This window comes from Marinobacter maroccanus (assembly GCF_002933275.1).
Taxonomy (GTDB): domain Bacteria; phylum Pseudomonadota; class Gammaproteobacteria; order Pseudomonadales; family Oleiphilaceae; genus Marinobacter; species Marinobacter maroccanus.
Map to the genome: position 1 here is coordinate 74,523 of NZ_PSSX01000006.1, position 17,898 is coordinate 92,420.

Annotated in this window: 12 protein-coding genes; 10 read left to right on the forward strand and 2 right to left on the reverse strand. The window is 57.6% G+C overall.

Going from position 1 to position 17,898, the window contains the following annotated elements; all coding sequences use genetic code 11:
- Nucleotides 1–18: 18 nt before the first annotated feature.
- The 7 genes from KEHDKFFH_RS09085 (at nt 19) to KEHDKFFH_RS09115 (ending at nt 8,011) form a co-directional block, all read left to right on the forward strand.
- Nucleotides 19–735 carry a response regulator gene (locus KEHDKFFH_RS09085; protein WP_104321739.1) on the forward strand — a complete coding sequence of 239 codons (717 nt, stop codon included), beginning with the start codon at nt 19–21 and terminating at the stop codon, nt 733–735.
- Nucleotides 722–2,188 (forward strand): ATP-binding protein, encoded by a 1,467-nt coding sequence (locus tag KEHDKFFH_RS09090; RefSeq protein ID WP_104321629.1) that lies wholly within the window; start codon nt 722–724, stop codon nt 2,186–2,188. The genes KEHDKFFH_RS09085 and KEHDKFFH_RS09090 overlap by 14 nt, the downstream gene beginning before the upstream one ends.
- Before the next feature lie 108 nt (nt 2,189–2,296).
- Nucleotides 2,297–3,736, forward strand: coding sequence for a carbohydrate porin (locus tag KEHDKFFH_RS09095; RefSeq protein ID WP_104321630.1), 1,440 nt, complete (start codon nt 2,297–2,299; stop codon nt 3,734–3,736).
- A gap of 36 nt (nt 3,737–3,772) precedes the next feature.
- The gene (locus KEHDKFFH_RS09100) at nt 3,773–5,032 is read left to right on the forward strand and encodes an ABC transporter substrate-binding protein (protein ID WP_104321631.1); all 1,260 of its coding nucleotides are present in this window, start codon (nt 3,773–3,775) and stop codon (nt 5,030–5,032) included.
- A gap of 53 nt (nt 5,033–5,085) precedes the next feature.
- Nucleotides 5,086–6,012 (forward strand): carbohydrate ABC transporter permease, encoded by a 927-nt coding sequence (locus tag KEHDKFFH_RS09105; RefSeq protein ID WP_104321632.1) that lies wholly within the window; start codon nt 5,086–5,088, stop codon nt 6,010–6,012.
- Nucleotides 6,005–6,874, forward strand: a complete 870-nt coding sequence (locus tag KEHDKFFH_RS09110; RefSeq protein ID WP_104321633.1) for a carbohydrate ABC transporter permease — start codon at nt 6,005–6,007, stop codon at nt 6,872–6,874. Before KEHDKFFH_RS09105 ends, KEHDKFFH_RS09110 begins: the two co-directional genes overlap by 8 nt.
- 18 nt (nt 6,875–6,892) lie before the next feature.
- Entirely contained in the window at nt 6,893–8,011 is a 1,119-nt protein-coding gene (locus tag KEHDKFFH_RS09115; RefSeq protein ID WP_104321634.1) for an ABC transporter ATP-binding protein, read from the forward strand.
- A 15-nt stretch (nt 8,012–8,026) separates the two neighbouring features.
- Here KEHDKFFH_RS09115 and KEHDKFFH_RS09120 read toward each other — a convergent pair whose 3' ends face one another.
- On the reverse strand, nt 8,027–9,559 hold the full coding sequence (locus KEHDKFFH_RS09120) for a cryptochrome/photolyase family protein (protein WP_104321635.1): 1,533 nt from the start codon (nt 9,557–9,559) through the stop codon (nt 8,027–8,029).
- Between the two features lie 234 nt (nt 9,560–9,793).
- Here KEHDKFFH_RS09120 and hemN point away from each other — a divergent pair, with 234 nt between their 5' ends.
- Nucleotides 9,794–11,212 (forward strand): oxygen-independent coproporphyrinogen III oxidase, encoded by a 1,419-nt coding sequence (gene hemN / locus KEHDKFFH_RS09125; protein WP_104321636.1) that lies wholly within the window; start codon nt 9,794–9,796, stop codon nt 11,210–11,212.
- Nucleotides 11,213–11,319: 107 nt separating this feature from the next.
- Here the strand turns inward: hemN and KEHDKFFH_RS09130 are convergent, their stop codons facing one another.
- On the reverse strand, nt 11,320–13,347 hold the full coding sequence (locus KEHDKFFH_RS09130; protein ID WP_104321637.1) for a methyl-accepting chemotaxis protein: 2,028 nt from the start codon (nt 13,345–13,347) through the stop codon (nt 11,320–11,322).
- A gap of 326 nt (nt 13,348–13,673) precedes the next feature.
- On the opposite strand from KEHDKFFH_RS09130, the gene KEHDKFFH_RS09135 reads away from it, so the two are divergent.
- Together KEHDKFFH_RS09135 and ubiU are read left to right on the forward strand one after the other, a co-directional pair.
- On the forward strand, nt 13,674–16,820 hold the full coding sequence (locus KEHDKFFH_RS09135) for a bifunctional diguanylate cyclase/phosphodiesterase (RefSeq protein ID WP_158253192.1): 3,147 nt from the start codon (nt 13,674–13,676) through the stop codon (nt 16,818–16,820).
- 79 nt (nt 16,821–16,899) lie between these two features.
- Entirely contained in the window at nt 16,900–17,895 is a 996-nt protein-coding gene (gene ubiU, locus KEHDKFFH_RS09140; RefSeq protein WP_104321639.1) for a ubiquinone anaerobic biosynthesis protein UbiU, read from the forward strand.
- Nucleotides 17,896–17,898 lie beyond the last annotated feature (3 nt).

Here is a 17,898-nt window from a genome sequence, read left to right on the forward strand (position 1 = left end):
AACAACAAAGACCAACCCATGAATGAGAGAAAAGCATCGATATTGGTAGTGGATGACGACGCTGCTATCCGTGAGCTTTTAGAGGAGCATCTGACCCGGGTAGGGTACGAGGTCATAACCGCGGGAGACGGCGACCAGATGCGACTGCAGCTGGGCTGGGCCCACGTCGACCTGATTGTCCTGGATGTCATGTTGCCCGGCGATGACGGTTTTACTCTGTGCCGGCAGATACGTGAACACAGTCGGGTGCCGATCATCATGCTCACCGCGAGCTCCGACGAAACAGATCGGGTTGTGGGCCTGGAGCTGGGCGCCGATGATTACCTCGCCAAACCCTTCAGTGCCCGGGAACTTCAGGCCCGGGTGAAAGCGCTCCTTCGCAGGGCGAGTTTCAGTCGGTCTGACAACCCTCGCTACGTCGTCTTTGATCGCTGGCGGTTGGATACCCTGGCCCATGAACTGATCGACGAGAATCAGCAGGGCACGGCACTGTCCGGTGCAGACTTCGCTCTGCTTCAACTGTTTCTGAACCATCCCAACGAGGTGCTGGATCGGGACACCATATCCGATGTTACCCGTGGCCGGGAGTCCATGCCGCTGGACAGGGTGGTGGATGTGGCTGTCAGTCGGCTGAGGCAGCGCCTTGGCGATCAGGGCCGCAACCCCAGGCTGATCAAGACAGTGCGGGGAGCTGGCTACCTGCTGGCAGCAACGGTGACCCATGTTGCCGAGTAATGGCGGTGAAACGGAAAAGCAATCCTGGCGCTGGTTTCCCTCCTCACTTCTCGGGCGGGTACTACTGCTTACACTGTTGGCAATGGCGAGCGCCCAGATTATTTCCAGCGCCGCCTGGATTGCCACATTCCGGGCCCAGCAGGTTGAGGGGCTGGTGGCTACCACCCGTAACCTGGCGCAGTCGGCTGCGGCAACCGCGCAATTTTTCAATTCGCTCCCGCTGGAATACCGGCATATTGTGCTGGATCAGCTCCGCGATATGGGCGGCACCCGCTTTTTCGTCTCGCTCAATGATAAACGTATCAATATGGCGCCGTTACCGGACACAGAGCGGAAACGGTTGGTAACGGAAGAGGTCGAAACGGTACTTCGCAAAAGGCTGGGTAATGGGATCAATCTCTATGTGGATTTCGTGGATCCTGCCGATTTGAGGATTCTGAACACTGAATTGCCACTCGATGCGTTGCCACAGTCCTGGGCCCACTATGCACTGACACTGGAGCCTCTGAATCCGCCGGTACTGGTTACCCAAATCGAAGTCGCAGAAAGTGAGTGGTTATACCTGGCTGCGGCACTGCCGGCCCCTTACGTGTCACTGGAGGAGGAGGGAATTCCCGGCCAGCAGATCCTGTTTCTGATGGTGATGATCGCCATTCTGTTTCCGGTACTTGCATGGCTGATCCGACAACAGACGCGGCCTTTACGCAAGCTGGCAAGGGCCGCCCGGGATCTGCCTCTGGAGGATGATCAGCCACCTTTGGTCGAGAAGGGCAGTGCGGAAATACTGGCGGTGACCCGCAGCTTCAACACCATGCGTCGTCGATTGCAGAGTTACATCAGCGACCGGAACCAGCTATTCCGTGCCATTTCCCACGACCTCAAGACCCCGATAACACGCTTGCGTTTGCGGGTGGATCTGATTGACGACGACGGGATGCGAGAACGCCTGGAGGCGGACCTCCAGGAACTGGAATTGCTGGCGAAGAATGCCCTTCAGTCGATGAAAGACACCGACATTCACGAAAACGCCGAGGCCGTGGATGTGGAGCGTATGCTCAGTGGAATGGCGGAAGCGTACCAGGGAGACGGACCTGATCGGGTGACTGTGCAGGGCCATTGTCGGCCGTACCGGGGCAAGCCATTGGCTCTGAAACGATGTCTTGGCAACCTGGTGGATAACGCCGTCAAGTATGGCGACAAAGCCATGGTGCGAATTGAAGACATGGCGGGCCAACTGGTGATCCACGTGGAGGATGAGGGCCCTGGTGTTTCCGAGCACCAGTTATCCCGCATTTTCGAACCCTATTACCGGCTGGATAAAAACCAGCACCAGGGTTTTGGTCTCGGTTTGGGCATATCGCGAAACATTGCCCAGAGCCACGGCGGCGAACTGGAAATCAGCAACCGTACCGCCGGTGGTCTGCATGTAAAACTGATCTTGCCCCGCCACTGACAGCCATGTAACAACCTTGTTACATGGGCATTTCCCTTTGATACGTAGCGGGTTCGTTTCTTGCCATAGACTCCAGATTGCCAATAAAACAAAAACAAGGAGTCAAGAATGCTCAATGTTACCTATGGCACTACCCCTGCAAGAAAAACCTCCTGCGTACGCCTTTTAACAACCGCAGTTGGCCTGGCATCGCTGGGACTGACGGCCGGACTGGCACAGGCTCAGGACCAGAGCGTAGAGGACCGGCTCGCTGCCCTCGAGGCAAGGCTGGCCGAAGTTGAACCGAAGGCCAATGGCCTGGAGGGTTTTTCCTTCAACACCTACGCCCGCTCCGGTCTGCTTCTGAATGGTGATCTGCAAAGTGCTCCGGGCGGACCCTACCTGACCCCCGCGGGTTCCGTTGGTGGCGCCGTGGGCCGCCTCGGCAATGAACCCGATACCTACCTTGAGGCCATCCTGAACTACAAACAGGTGGCCGAGAACGGGACCAAATCCCACTACCGGCTGATGATTGCCGATTCCACAACCTCCTCGAATGACTGGACGGCCGGTGACGGCGCCCTGAACGTGCGCCAGGCCTATGTGGAGTTCAGCAATCTGGCCAGCTTTTCCGGTATTTTCGAGGATTCGGCGATCTGGGCTGGCAAGCGCTTTGACCGGGATCTGAACTTCGACATCCACTGGCTCGACAGCGACATCATCTTTCTCGGGGGCCTGGGCGCCGGTATTTACGACGTCAAGTTTGCCGATAACGTGGAATCCAACTTTTCCCTGTACGGCCGTAGTTTCCTGGAGTTCCCGTCTGACATTCAGGATCAGGACATCACCTCGAACACCGACAACCTGATCCTGACCGCCGACAACTACTTCGGCAACGTCCAGTGGACACTCAGCGGCATGAAGGCGCAGGACAATGACCAGCGCGTGGTTGGTGGGGCGCTCCAGGCGGCCGATACCGGTGTTCACACCATGCTCGCCTACCATGGTGACAGCTTCTTCGGTGTATCCGAGGGCAACTTCAAGGTCGCCGTTCTGCACGGGCAGGGCCTGGGTGCCGAAGCCAAGAACATCGGCGCCGATGGCGACCTGCATGAGGATGCGGTCAGCACCCGTGTTGCTGTTTGCGGCACGACCTATCTCAGCGAAAACTGGCGGTTCGCGCCGGCGATTCTGGCGGAAACCAGTGAGGATCGTTACATCAAGGGCGACGAATACCAGTGGCTGACGTTCAATGCCCGTGTTGCCCAGGAGCTGAGTGCGAATTTTGAAATGCAGTATGAGGCCTCCTGGCAGACCATGGATCTCACCACCCTGGGCTATCAGGGGAGAAGTTCCGTGGATGGCGACTACAGCCGCTTTACCGTAGCACCTACCTTCAAGCCCCAGGTTGGCGGGTTCTGGAACCGTCCTGAAATCCGCCTGTTTGCAAGTTACTCAACCTGGGATGACGAGCTCGATACCTATGCCGCTGGCGACCCGCTGGGTGCCGACAGCGATTTCGAGAGCGGTCAGTGGACCTTTGGTACCCAGATGGAAATCTGGTTCTGAACCTGATCAAGACAACAAAACAGGAAGAAATTGACCATGACTATGTTCAAGAAAACTCTTGCTGCTGCAGCCGTATCTGCGGCATTGCTTCCGGCCCAGGCCATTCAGGCCGGCGAAGTTGAAGTTCTGCACTGGTGGACCGCTGGCGGCGAAGCCCGCGCCGCGGCCGCGCTCAAGGAAATGATGGAAGAGCAGGGCCACACCTGGAAAGACTTTGCCGTGGCCGGTGGTGGTGGTGAAGCGGCCATGACTGTGCTCAAGACCCGTGCTGTTTCCGGCAATCCCCCGGCTGCAGCACAGATCAAGGGCCTGGATATCCGGGAATGGGCCAAGCTTGGCTTTCTCACCAGCCTGGATGATGTGGCCGAAGCGAACAACTGGGACCAGTTGATTCCGCCGGTTATTGCCGATGTCATGCAATACGAGGACAGCTATGTCGCCGTGCCGGTGAATGTGCACCGGGTTAACTGGCTTTGGGCCAACCCGGAGGTACTTGAGAACGCAGGGGTTTCTGTGCCCAAGACCCTGGAAGAATTCTACGCCGCCGCTGAGAAGCTGGAAGCTGATGGTGTTATCCCGTTGGCCCATGGTGGTCAGCCCTGGCAGGACGCAACGGTTTTCGAAGCCGTGGCTCTGGCGGTCATGGGGCCAGAAGACTTCGCCAGTGCGTTTGTTGAGCACGACATGGACGTGATTAACAGCGCACAAATGGAAGAGGTCTTCGCCGAGTTTGCCAAGGTGATGAGCTATGTGGATGACAACGCAGCCGGCCGTGACTGGAACACCGCCACCGGCATGGTCATTCGGGGCGAAGCAGCCATGCAGATCATGGGCGACTGGGCCAAGGGGGAGTTCACTGCCGCCGGCCTGACTCCTGGCGAGGATTACATCTGCGCCCCGGCACCGGGTACTGGTGGGCAGTTCACCTTTAACGTCGACTCATTCGCCATGTTCAGTCTCAGCGATGAGGACAACACCAGGGCGCAGAAAGACCTGGCTCGCACGATCATGGAGCCGGAGTTCCAGACCGTGTTCAACAAGGCCAAGGGCTCGATCCCGGTTCGTACCGACATGGATATGTCCGGCTTTGATTCCTGTGCCCAGGCATCCATGGACACCTTCAAAAGCAGTGCTGACGACGGCGGCCTGGTGCCCAGCTTTGCCCACGGCCTGGCTACCACCAGTTACGTGCAGGGCCAGATTTTTGATGTTGTCACCAACTTCGTGAACTCCGATAACAAGGATCCGGTCCGGGCCACTGACCAGCTGGCAGCAGCTATTCAGGCGGCACTCTGATCCGGTAGGGGCCACCCGTTCGGGTGTCCCCCGATCCTCTCGGGAGACTCATCATGGAACACACTCAACGCCAACCCGCCAGGGTGGCCAGGGCGCCGTCACGCTTTCTCGACGCGTTGCAGCGCTGGCTGCCAAAGCTGGTTGTAGCGCCCACATTTGTCCTTATCGGTGTTGGCATATACGGCTACATGCTCTGGACCGGTGTGCTGTCGTTCACCAGTTCCAGCTTCCTGCCGGTGTATGACTTTGTCGGCTTCGATCAGTACGCCAAGCTGATGGCTAACGACCGCTGGCTGACCGCCTCCATCAATCTGGGCATCTTTGGCGGTCTTTTCATTTTCAGTTGCCTGGTTATTGGCGTGATACTGGCGATTTTCCTGGATCAGCGGATTCGCCAGGAAGGTGCTATTCGTACCATCTATCTCTACCCCATGGCCCTGTCGATGATTGTCACCGGCACCGTCTGGAAATGGATCCTGAATCCCAGCCTCGGGTTGGAAAAGCTGATGCACGACTGGGGTTGGACGTCGTTCAGTTTCGACTGGCTGGTTAGCTCGGACATGGCTATCTACACCATCGTGATGGCCGCGGTCTGGCAGGCCTCCGGCTTCGTCATGGCGCTGTTTCTCGCCGGGCTTCGCGGTGTGGATTCCTCGATCATCCGGGCCGCCCGGGTCGATGGCGCCAGCCTGCCGCTGATCTACTGGAAAATCATCCTGCCATCCCTGCGGCCGGTATTCTTCAGCGCAGTGATGGTCCTGGCTCACATAGCCATCAAAAGCTTTGATCTGGTGATGGCCATGACCGCTGGCGGTCCGGGCTACTCCACCGACCTGCCGGCAGTATTCATGTATGCCCACACCTTCACCAGGGGGCAGATGGGCCTTGGGTCCGCCAGTGCCATGCTGATGCTGGGCGCCATTCTGGCCCTGATCGTGCCTTACCTGTATTCGGAACTGAGGGAGAAACGCCATGACTGATGTGGTTCGCACCGGCTTTCGTCCCAGCCGCGTGGCCATCTACGGGCTTTTGCTCCTGGCCGCCCTGGTCTACCTGATTCCGCTGTTCATCATGTTGGTGACCAGCTTCAAGACGCCCATGGACATCCGAACCGGCAACCTGATGGCCTTGCCCACGGACTGGACCACCATTGGCTGGACGAAAGCCTGGTCCGAGGCCTGCACCGGTGTTCAGTGTGAGGGGATCAGCGGGTATTTCTGGAACTCGTTCAAGATGACCGTGCCCGCGGTACTGATTTCCACCTTGCTGGGCGCCTTCAACGGCTACGTGCTGTCCAAGTGGAAGTTCAAGGGCTCTGACCTGTTTTTCGGAATGCTGCTGTTCGGCTGCTTCGTTCCGTTCCAGGTGGTCCTGTTGCCTATGGCGGCAACCCTGGGACAACTTGGTTTGGCCAACACCACCAGCGGTCTGGTACTGGTGCACGTGATTTACGGGGTGGCCTTCACCACGCTGTTCTTCAGAAACTACTACGTGGCCATTCCGGATGCCCTTATCAAGGCTGCCCGGCTCGACGGTGCCGGCTTCTTTACCATCTTTTTCCGCATTCTGCTGCCCATGTCCACACCCATATTCATGGTGTCGCTGATCTGGCAGTTCACCCAGATCTGGAACGACTTCCTGTTCGGCGTGGTGTTCGCCAGCGGTGACAGCCAGCCCATCACCGTGGCGCTCAACAATCTGGTGAACACCAGCACCGGGGTGAAGGAATACAACGTGGATATGGCGGCAGCGATGATCGCGGCGCTGCCAACCCTGGTGGTCTATATCGTCGCCGGCAAATACTTCATCCGGGGCCTGACCGCCGGATCTGTCAAAGGTTGACCTGAGAGGATAACAATAATGTCTCAACTGGAACTGCGGAGCATCCGCAAAACCTATCCGGGCGTTGCCGAGGAAACCCTCAAGGGCATCGATATCGACATCGCGTCCGGTGAATTCCTGATACTCGTGGGCCCATCTGGCTGTGGTAAATCCACCCTGATGAACACCATTGCCGGCCTGGAAACCATCACCGATGGCTCGATAGTCCTGGATGGCAAGGACATCTCCACCATGGAGCCAAAAGACCGGGACATCGCCATGGTGTTCCAGTCCTACGCCCTGTACCCGACCATGTCTGTGCGCGAGAATATCGCCTTCGGCCTGAAAATCCGCGGTTTGCCAAAGCACGAGATTGATCAGGAAGTAGAACGGGTGGCCGATTTACTGCAAATCTCCCAGCTGCTCAACAAGAAGCCGGCAAACCTGTCTGGCGGCCAGCAGCAGCGGGTAGCCATGGGCCGGGCCCTGGCCCGCCGACCACGGATTTACCTGTTCGACGAGCCGCTCTCCAACCTGGATGCCAAATTGAGGGTGGAGATGCGCACCGAGATCAAGAAACTGCACCAGCGCCTGAAAACCACCATCGTGTACGTCACCCACGACCAGATAGAGGCCATGACCCTGGCAGATCGGATTGCCGTGCTCAAGGATGGTGAGTTGCAGCAGCTGGGTACGCCAAAAGAAGTGTATGACCGGCCGGAAAACCTGTTTGTTGCCGGCTTCATGGGCTCACCGGCCATGAGCTTTGTGCCGGTGACTGTTGAACAGAGGGAAGGCGGTCTGCAGGCGGAAGTGCGTGGCAATGATGGCCGGGCCGTGAAGCTGCCGGTGCCGGAATTCCTGGCCGACCGGGTGGGCAAAAAGGTTATTCTGGGTATCCGGCCGGAGCACATCACCCAGCCCCAGGATCAGAAGAACGACCAGACTCTGGTGGCGAAGGGCGAGTTCACCATCGAAGTGACCGAGCCCACCGGCCCGGACGTGATCGCGCTGATCCAGCTCAATGATACCAACGTGCATTGCCGGATTGATCCGGAGCACCCGGTGACCTGGGGTGAGACTGCCGAGCTGATGTTCGATATGAAAAAAGTGGTGTTCTTCGATCCGGAAACGGAGAAGCGGATCGCCCCGCACTGATTCGGCTTGTCGGTATTACAGCTGCTCCAGGTTTGCCAACAGATCCCCGGCGCGCCGGAGCAGCGCTTCCCGCCGTTCCGGCTTCTGCTTGTCCCAGTTCCGATACATCATGCCCATGCGGGGGTTTTTGGCAAAGTCGTCCCGATGCCGGTCGATGAAATGCCAGTACAAAGCATTGAAGGGGCAGGCGTCTGATTCGGTGGATTTGTTCACCTTGTAATGGCAGTTGGCGCAGTGGTCCGACATGCGCTGGATGTACTTGCCGCTGGCGGCGTAGGGCTTTGAGCCCAGGTAGCCGCCATCGGCGTGCATCACCATGCCCAGCACGTTGGGCAGTTCAACCCAGTCATAGGCATCTGCGTACACCGCCAGGTACCAATCGCAAATCTCTTCCGGTTTTATACCCGCCAGCAGCGCGAAGTTGCCGGTGACCATCAGCCTCTGGATGTGGTGGGCGTAGGCGTTGCGGCGGGTAGCATCAATGGCCTTGTGCATGCACCGCATTTTCGTGTCCCCGGTCCAGTAGAACCAGGGCAGGGCGCGGGTGTTGCCCAGGCGGTTCTCTTGCGCATACCCGGGCATGTTCATCCAGTAAATGCCCCGAACAAACTCCCGCCAACCCAGGATCTGCCGAATGAATCCCTCTACCGCGTTGATCGGCGCTCGCCCTGAATACCATGCTCGGGCGGCCGCTTCGCAAACTGTCAGAGGATCCAGCAGTCCGGAATTGATATAGGGCGACAGGATGGAGTGAAACAGCCAGTCCTCGGTGTCGGAAATCGCGTCCTGATAATCGCCGAAGCACGGCAGGGCATAATCGATGAAGTGCTCGAGCGCTCCCTGCGCGTCCTCGGCGGTCACGGCAAAATGAAAGTCGTCGGTGGTGCCGAAGTGATCGCTGAAATGCTCATCCACCAGGGCGATCACATCCCGGGTAATGGCATCGGGCTCTATCCGGAATTGTGCGGGCGCCTGCGGCTTGCCGGTCCATTTCTTCCGGTTGTCAGCATCGAAATTCCACTGCCCGCCCTCCGGTTCGCCCTCGGAGGTCATCAACAAACCGGTCTTGCGCCGCATCTCCCGGTAGAAGAACTCCATCCGCAACTGCTTCCGGCCCTCGGCCCAGTCGGCAAACTCCTGTTTGGATGCAATAAACCGTGTATCCGGCCGGATCTCCACCGGCACTCCAAGGCGCTTATGCCAGCCACTGATCTGGTCATGCAGGCGCCATTCGCCGCACTCGGTGGTGATCACTTTTTCCGCATTGATCCGCTTCACCTGTTCGCCAACCACTGCTTCAAGGCTCTGGTGTTGGTTGTCCGGATGATAGCTCTGGTAATGAACCTGCCAGCCATCGCTCTCCAGTTGCCGGGCAAAGTGACGCATGGCGCTGAACAAGAGCACGATTTTCTTCTGGTGGTGGTTGGTGTAGGTGGCCTCGTCGTGTACCTCCGCCATTACCACAACGTCCCGATCTCTGTCGGCGTTTTCGAGGGCACTGATGTCTCTCGTTAATTGGTCACCGAGGATCAGAATCAGGTTGGCCATGGTGAGGAATTCTCCAGTCAGTATGCTGCGGGCTATGCCCACAAAGGGGTAAACCAAGTACGCCAAGAGCCCAAGGGTGGTTCAGTAACCGGGCTGGTAAACTGAATCCAATGCTCAGCTGACCCGCATCAAAAAGGAACGCAAAGGATTGCCCTAAAATGCGCGAGCTTCCTTGAACATGGGGTCAGATGAAACTTTCATCGGACCCCGATTTCATCTGACCCCGAGTTTGCCATGACCTCCACACCCGCACTCAAAGCCCAAGACTCAACACTGCCAGAATTCATCTGGGATGACGCACTGATTCGCCGCTACGACCTCAGCGGCCCGAGATACACCTCCTATCCCACGGCCGTCGAGTTCAACCAGAACTACCCCATTGAGGACATGGTCAAAGCCGCGGCTCGCAGCAAGGCCAGCGGCCGGCCGCTGTCGCTGTACACTCACCTGCCGTTCTGTGCGCACCTTTGCTACTACTGCGCCTGCAACAAGGTCATTACCAAAAAACGCGACAAGGCGATGCCCTACGTGGAGCGGGTGCTGAAAGAGGCGGCTATCCAGTCAAAACTGTTCGGGGCCGACCGGCCGGTGACCCAGCTGCATTGGGGTGGCGGTACCCCCACGTTTTTGCCAAAAGATGTGATGGAACACCTGATGGCGGGATACGGGGAGCTATTCAACCTGCAAACCGGTGATGAGCGGGATTACAGCGTTGAAATCGATCCGCGAGAAGTGGACCAGGATACCCTGCCAACCCTGTGGAACCTGGGCTTCAACCGGATCAGTCTGGGGGTACAGGATGTAAACCCGGAGGTTCAGAAAGCAGTGAACCGTATCCAGCCCCGGGCCATGACCGAAGCGGTGCTCAACGAGGCGCGGCGCATCGGCTTCCGGTCCATCAACCTGGACCTGATCTACGGCCTGCCTTACCAGACGCCGGAAAGCTTCGCCGAGACCCTGGAAGCGGTGCTTGAAATGTCACCGGACCGTCTCTCGGTGTTCAGCTATGCCCACCTGCCGGACCGTTTCTATCCGCAGACCCGGATACAAGGCGACACCTTGCCCAGTCCGCAGCAGAAGCTGACCATCCTGCACAATACCATCAACCGCCTGCTGGACGCCGGGTACGAATACATTGGCATGGACCACTTCGCCAAGCCGGATGACAGCCTGGCCGTGGCGCAACGGGAAGGCCGTCTGCACCGGAATTTCCAGGGCTACACCACCCATTCCGAATGCGATCTGGTTTCCCTTGGCGTTTCCGCGATTGGTCAGACGGACGATGCCTATTTCCAGAACAATCACGACCTGCCTTCCTGGGAAGCATCCATTGATGCCGGCCAACTGGCCATCACCAAAGGCGTCAACCTCACTCGGGACGACCGCATCCGCCGCTGGGTGATCGGCCAGCTGATTTGCCAGTTCCGGCTGGACCGTCAGCTGTTTGCAGATGTCTGGCAGGAAGATCTGAACCGGTATTTTGCCGATGAGCTCAGCCGTTTGAAGCCTATGATTCAGGATGAGTTGATTGCTGATGATGGCAATGCCCTTCAGGTTCAGCCCGCCGGCCGCCTGCTGATCCGGGCCATCTGCCAGATCTTTGACCTGTATCGCAAAGAAGGCGCCAGCCAGCGGTTCTCCCGGATTATCTGACAGTAGTTGCGAAGTCGGGGTCAGAAGAAAGCCTTCTTCCGACCCCATTTCCAGAGCCCAAAAAGGGGCTGCCCGTTACCGGACAGCCCCTTTTGCGTTTGCTGGCATCAGCTGTAGGCCGGCACCTTGAACTTGTTGGCCAGGTCCTGCAGGACCCTGGCGAGCCGCGCCTGCTCGCTGGTCACCTGGGTAATCTCCTGAGAGCCGGTCAGGGTCAGAATCGCCGCTTCACTGACTGATTCCATGCTCCCCGCCAGTTCCCGGGTAACCGCTACCTGTTCTTCAGAGGCGGTGGCAATCTGGCTGGCCATATCGGAGATGCTGTTCACATCGGTCAGGATATCCGCGAAGGTCTGCTCCAGTTCTGACGCCTGCTCGCTGGTAGCGTTTGCCAGTTTGTGGCTTTCCACAATCGAGCGGCTGGCACTGTCGGTAATGTTCTGGAACCCGTTGATAATGTCCTCAATCTGAGTCGTAGACTCGTGAGTCTGTTGTGCCAGGGTCCGGACCTCGTCGGCAACTACGGCAAATCCGCGACCGTGCTCGCCTGCGCGTGCGGCTTCAATCGCCGCATTCAATGCCAGCAGGTTGGTCTGATCGGCAACCTTCCGGATCACGTCCACCACGTCGGCGATGGTTGAGCTGCGGTTCTCCAGTTCTTCGATTACTTCGTTAACTTTCTGCACCGAGTGCGCCAGAGTGCGGATGCTTTGGACGCTGCCATGCAACACCTGCTCGCCGGTGCGGCTCTTCTCCATGGCGCTGCGTGCGGCGTCGGCGACCTGCTGAGTGTTCCGGGAGATTTCCTCCGAGGTGGCGGACATTTCTTCGGTGGCCGCAGCCACCTGCTCAATCTGTTGCTGCTGGTTTCTCACCTGGCTGGCATTCTGGCCGGCAGTCGAGCTGGTCTCCTCGGTAGCGGTGGCCAGCTGCACGCTGGATTTGTCGATGTGCAGCAGGGCATTGCCGAAGCGTCCGAACAGCTCGTTAATGGCCTTGCCAATGGTGCCCACTTCATCATGGCTGGAGATTTCTATCTCACGGGTCAGATCCTTGTTGTCCATGGCGAACCGAACGCCATCGAGCAGGCGGCCGACCTGGAGATTGATGGCACGGATAATGACAAACACCAGAACAAGAACGGCCAGTACCGCACCGCCAGAAAGCGCAGACGCCATGATCAGATCGTTCCTGGCCTCCGCTACCTCACGATTGGCGAGAGCCATCACGCCAGTTAGAAGGTCGGTGCGCGTGGCATTCAGGGAGCCGATGCGGTTGGTGGTGGTTGCAAACCATTCCGAGGCATCCAGGGCATACATGCCGGAAGGGCTGCTGAACAAGGTCTCACGTTGTGTCTCCAGGGCCCGACGCTCAGTGGAAGCGGATTGTGATTCCAGTAGGGCGCGTCTCGGGTCATCAGATGTCAAAAGCGTAACCGCGCTGTCCAGATGGGCATCCTGTTGTCCGGCCAGACTGGCAATCTGACGGAGTGTCGGCAGATCAAAATCGCCGCTGCGGATGAGTGAGGCACCGATTGCACGTTCACGCCCGGCTCTTTCCGCAAGCTCCGCCAGGGCGTGGTAGGCCTTGACGTCCCGGGTCAGTTGCGGGTCGGTTGAACGGCGCACGATCATGCCAATCCGGTCGATCAGTGAAACGATGGTATCCGTGTAATAACGTGCGGATTCCGCCGGTGCAATCGACCGGCTGTCCACGGAGCGACGGATGGCAGCGAGATTGTCGAGGCTGCGTTCAACGCTCGCAATATTGTCGCCAACGGCGCGGTCAAAATCGGTCTCGGCCGCAAGTGCCCGGATTTCCCGGTGATAGGTCGCAATCCGGTTATCGGTCTCGCGGCGCTGGTTGGCGAGTTCGTTTTCGGCACGGGCAGCTGCGTCTGTGCCGGCATCGCTGGCGAGCAGCACTGCAGAGCGGCCCCGTTCCTTCTGGAGTGCTTCCGTCAACGGATCACCCGTTCTGGCCAGATCAACCATGGTGCCAAGTTGTTGCATGTCGCTGAGCTTGCCGTAGTTCGTGGTAATGCTGTCCGCGGCGAAAAATACGATCACGAGCAGGGCGGGCACTACCAGAGTGGTCAGCTTGCCCCGCATGGAGAGGTTGTTTATGAGGTTCATTGCCTTGACTCTGTTGATTAGACGTTGCGCGTATTATCCAGTGAATGACAGGGCCGGCTCTATTCACGAGAAGGGGTAACGAGGAGGTAGTCCGATCTGTGTAAGTTGCTGTAATTGATTGTTAATCAACTGTTTTGCAAAAGATTTTCAAGGAGTTGGTAATAGTACGTGGAGTATCTCCTCATGGGTATTCAGTTAACAGCCTGACATACGATGATATGGGTCAAGACCGCCTGTTTCTCCATCCGGTACTTTGCTGGCTGCTCCGACCGGGCAGGCAGATGCTAGTCTTATATTCATCCGGTCGATTCGGGAAGCGCCTTGCAATGAAACAGCGGCCATTGGACAGATACCTTTCACGTCTCATCTGGTTAGGCGTCACCCCCCTCATCCTCGTTGCGGCCGGGATGGCGACGCTCTCGGTAATGGAACACCGGGAGGACATGAGAGAGCGGGCGGTTTTTCTGGTCAATGACGCTGTCGCAGACGTCGATAACTATCTGGATGCCAGGATAAAGGCGCTGGGAATCCTGGCTGACTCTTCCTTTGCCGATTCGCCCGGGCAGTGGCATCAGCTGTACGACCTGGCCCGCGATTTCCACAATAACTTTGGTAGCCCGGTCCTGTTCGCGGATACGGGTGATCCGATGCAGATGCTGTTCAATACCCGTGTTCCGTTTGGCACGGCGTTGCCCCCGGTGCCAAGGCCGACAGGCCACGCGGCCGCTCCAACAGCGCTGGAAACCCGGGCTCCGGCAGTCGGCGATACCTTTACCGGCCCGATTACGGGAACCACATTGGTTGCCATTGCAGTTCCCATGCTGAGGAACGGTGCAGTTCGGCATCTCCTGATCAGCCCGATGGACGCCTCCGAATTCCAGGTTCGCATCGCCGGGTTGGAGCTGCCTGGAGGCTGGTCGTTAAGCCTGATTGATGGAACAGGCCAGGTTATTGCGCAAAATCCGTCAAACAGTCCCGGCGCTGGTCTGCCAAATGGTTCCTGGGTGAGCGTCAGTGAGCCGATCGGCTTTGCGCCCTGGACCGCCAGAATTGACATCCCCGAGGCATCCTACAATGCGCTGTTCTGGCGGGAAGCCTTCGCACTGCTGATCGTCATAGGGTTGGCGATACTGGTCGGGGTTATTCTGGGCTCGGCTGCAGGAAGGCCGGTGATTCGCCAGTTGCAGGCGCTTGCCCTTTCCACTCCCGGCGGCGCCCCTTCACCCATCAAAGAAATTTCACAGGTACAAGATCGGCTGGAAAAGGATTTCAGGCACATCCAGGAAAGTGAGCAGCGACATAGGGAATTGTTTGAGGCCAACCCTCACCCAATGTGGGTCTATGATCTCGAAACCCTGGAATTTCTGGAAGTGAATGACGCGGCTATCTATCAGTACGGGTTCAGCCGTGAGGAATTTCTGGACATGACCATCAAGGACATTCGTCCGAGTGAAGACGTTGCCAGGCTTCTCGATAACGTGACAAAAGTGACTGAGGGCCTCAATGATACCGGCAGTGTCTGGCGCCACAGGACCAAGGGAGGAAGGCTGCTGGACGTTGAGATTATGTCTCACTTTCTGCTCTTTAAAGGGCGGCGGGCCGAGTTGGTGTTGGCTCACGACGTAACCGAAGAGAAGCGCGCAAAACGATTACTCAAGGACCATGCCAGGCAGCAGTTGCTGGTTGCCAGGCTTGGTCAGCTGGCGCTATCCGTTGACAGTGTCGATGAGGTTATTGAGAGCGCCTGCGAAGCGACTGCCGAAGGTCTGAGCATTTCCTTCAGCAGGGTCGTGTTGTTTGATTTTCAGCGGTCTGCGTTTGTCATGACGGCCGGGCAAGGATGGAGTGCTGGATTAGTGGGCCTGGACCTGGTGGACCGGGCTGAGATTGCCCGAGCGTTGGCTGTTTTTCGAACCTCTGAGCCTCTTGCGGCTGACGATGTCATGAGCGACTACCGGTTCGCCGAGTCGGATCTGATAAAAAGCCACAATATTATCAGTGGTGCGGACATCATGATTGGTCGGGCCGATAAGCCGCTGGGCGTTCTGGGCGCATACAGCGACTCGCCAAAGCGTTTTTCGGAGCAGGATATCCGGTTTCTGCAGGGTGTTGCCAATACTCTTGCGGCAGTAATCGAACGGCATCAGTCCCATGAGCAGCTGAACTACATGGCCGTCCATGATGCCGTCACCGATCTTCCAAACCGGCTGTTGATGACGGACCGTCTTGACGTTGCATTACATCACGCAGAGCGCTCTGGAATGAAGGTGGCGCTGCTTCTTATCGATCTCGACCGTTTCAAAAATGTAAATGATGTGTTTGGTCACGTACTCGGAGACCGATTACTGCACGAGGTGGGGCAAAGGCTCTCTCATTGCGTGCGAGCCGATGACACGGTGAGTCGGCAAAGTGGCGATGAGTTTATTGTTGTTCTTCCTGAAATAGAGGAAGAGCAGGACGCGGCAAGGATAGCCGAAAAGATCATTCGGGTTGTTACCCGGCCGTTCACTATCGATGGCCAGGAAATCCTTTTGGGCGTCAGCGTGGGTATCGTCTGTTTTCCGGACAACGGTGAGGATTCAGAGACTCTGCTCAGGAATGCGGACGCTGCAATGCATGTGGCACAGGGTTTAGGCCGGAACCGGTATCAGTTTTACTCTCCGGAAATGAACGAACGGGCACTGGAGCTGATCGGGCTGGAGGGAGATCTACGATTCGCAATTGAGAGAGATGAGCTTTTTCTCGTCTACCAACCCCAGATCAGCTTGGAAACAGGGGAAGTGATCGGCTTCGAGGCACTGGTGCGTTGGCAGCATCCGGTTCGAGGTTTGATTTCGCCGGCCCACTTCATTCCTGTCGCGGAAGAGAGCGGCCTGATCGTGGACATTGGCAACTGGGTACTGAAGACGGCCTGTTGCCAGTACGTGGAGTGGATGGACGAGGGGTTGGTGTCAGGAACCATAGCGGTCAATGTTTCGGCCCATCAGTTTCGTCAGCCCGATTTCATAGATACCGTTGAGGAAGCGCTGATTCGCTGTGGACTGCGCCCTGAGCACCTCGAGCTCGAGCTTACCGAGAGCGTGGTTATGCATGGTATTGAAGACGTGCTCTGCAAGCTTGAGGAGTTGGATCAGCTGGGCATCAAGTTGGCCATTGATGATTTTGGTACGGGCTATTCAAGCCTGAGTTACCTGAAGCAGTTTCCACTGTTCCGCTTGAAGATAGATCAGTCGTTCACAAAGGTACTGCCCGAAGATCTTGAGGGCGGTGCAATAGCCAAGGCGATCATCCAGATGGGGCACACGCTTGGTCTTGAAGTGATCGCAGAGGGAATCGAGACGTCTGAACAGAGACAGTTTTTACAAGCTTTGTCGTGTGACTCGGGGCAGGGCTATCTGTTTGCCAAACCACTCAGTGTTAAGGAGTGTCCAGGGTTTTTGCGGAATTTCCGTGAATCATCCGTTAAAAGTTAAGCGTTTGATAACAAAGATCAAGGTACCGGGCAGGCTTGGAAGTTAGGCTTTTGTTCGTCGCACACGAGCGGAGAACAACATGGAACTTGTCTGCCCGGCCGGCAGCCTCCCGGCCCTGAAAACCGCCGTTGATAACGGCGCCAACGCCGTGTATTTCGGCTTTAAAGATAGTACCAACGCTCGTCAGTTTGCCGGCCTGAACTTCAACGACAAGCGTGCTGCCGAAGGCATTGAATACGCCCACCTCCGGGGCGCGAGAGTTTTCTGTGCCATCAATACCTACCCGCAACCAGAGGGGTGGGAGCAATGGAAGGGGGCGGTGGACCGCGCCGCGAGTCTCGGCGTGGACGCCATCATCCTGGCCGATATGGGGCTGCTGGATTATGCCGCCAACCGATATCCGCATATCCCCCGGCATCTGTCGGTTCAGGGATCTGCCACCAGCCATGAAGCGCTCTCGTTCTACAAGGACAACTTCGATATTCGCCGGGCCGTGCTGCCCCGGGTTCTGTCACTGGACCAGGTGCGCGGTGTGGCCAAACACAGCCCGGTGGAACTGGAAGTGTTTGCCTTCGGTAGCCTGTGCATCATGGCCGAGGGCCGTTGCTACCTGTCTTCCTACCTGACCGATGAGTCCCCGAATACCCGGGGCGCCTGTTCCCCGGCCAAAGCTGTGCGTTGGCAGGAAACCCCGAAGGGGCTTGAGTCCCGCCTCAACGATGTCCTGATTGACCGTTATGGCCAGGGCGAATCCGCCGGCTATCCGACTCTGTGCAAAGGCCGTTTTCAGGTTGAAGGTCATGTTTACCACGCCATTGAGGAGCCGGTCAGCCTGAACACCCTGGACCTGTTGCCGGAGCTTCAGGCGCTGGGTATCAGTGCAGTGAAGATTGAGGGGCGCCAACGAAGCCCGGCCTACATCGCAGACGTAGCCAGAACCTGGCGCCATGCCCTGGATAATCTTGAAGCCGGCACCGACGGCTTTACTGTTGAACCTCAATGGCAGCAGACGCTGGCGGGGCTTTCCGAGGGCGGCCTGACAACGCTGGGCGCCTACCATCGCAAATGGAAATAAGGT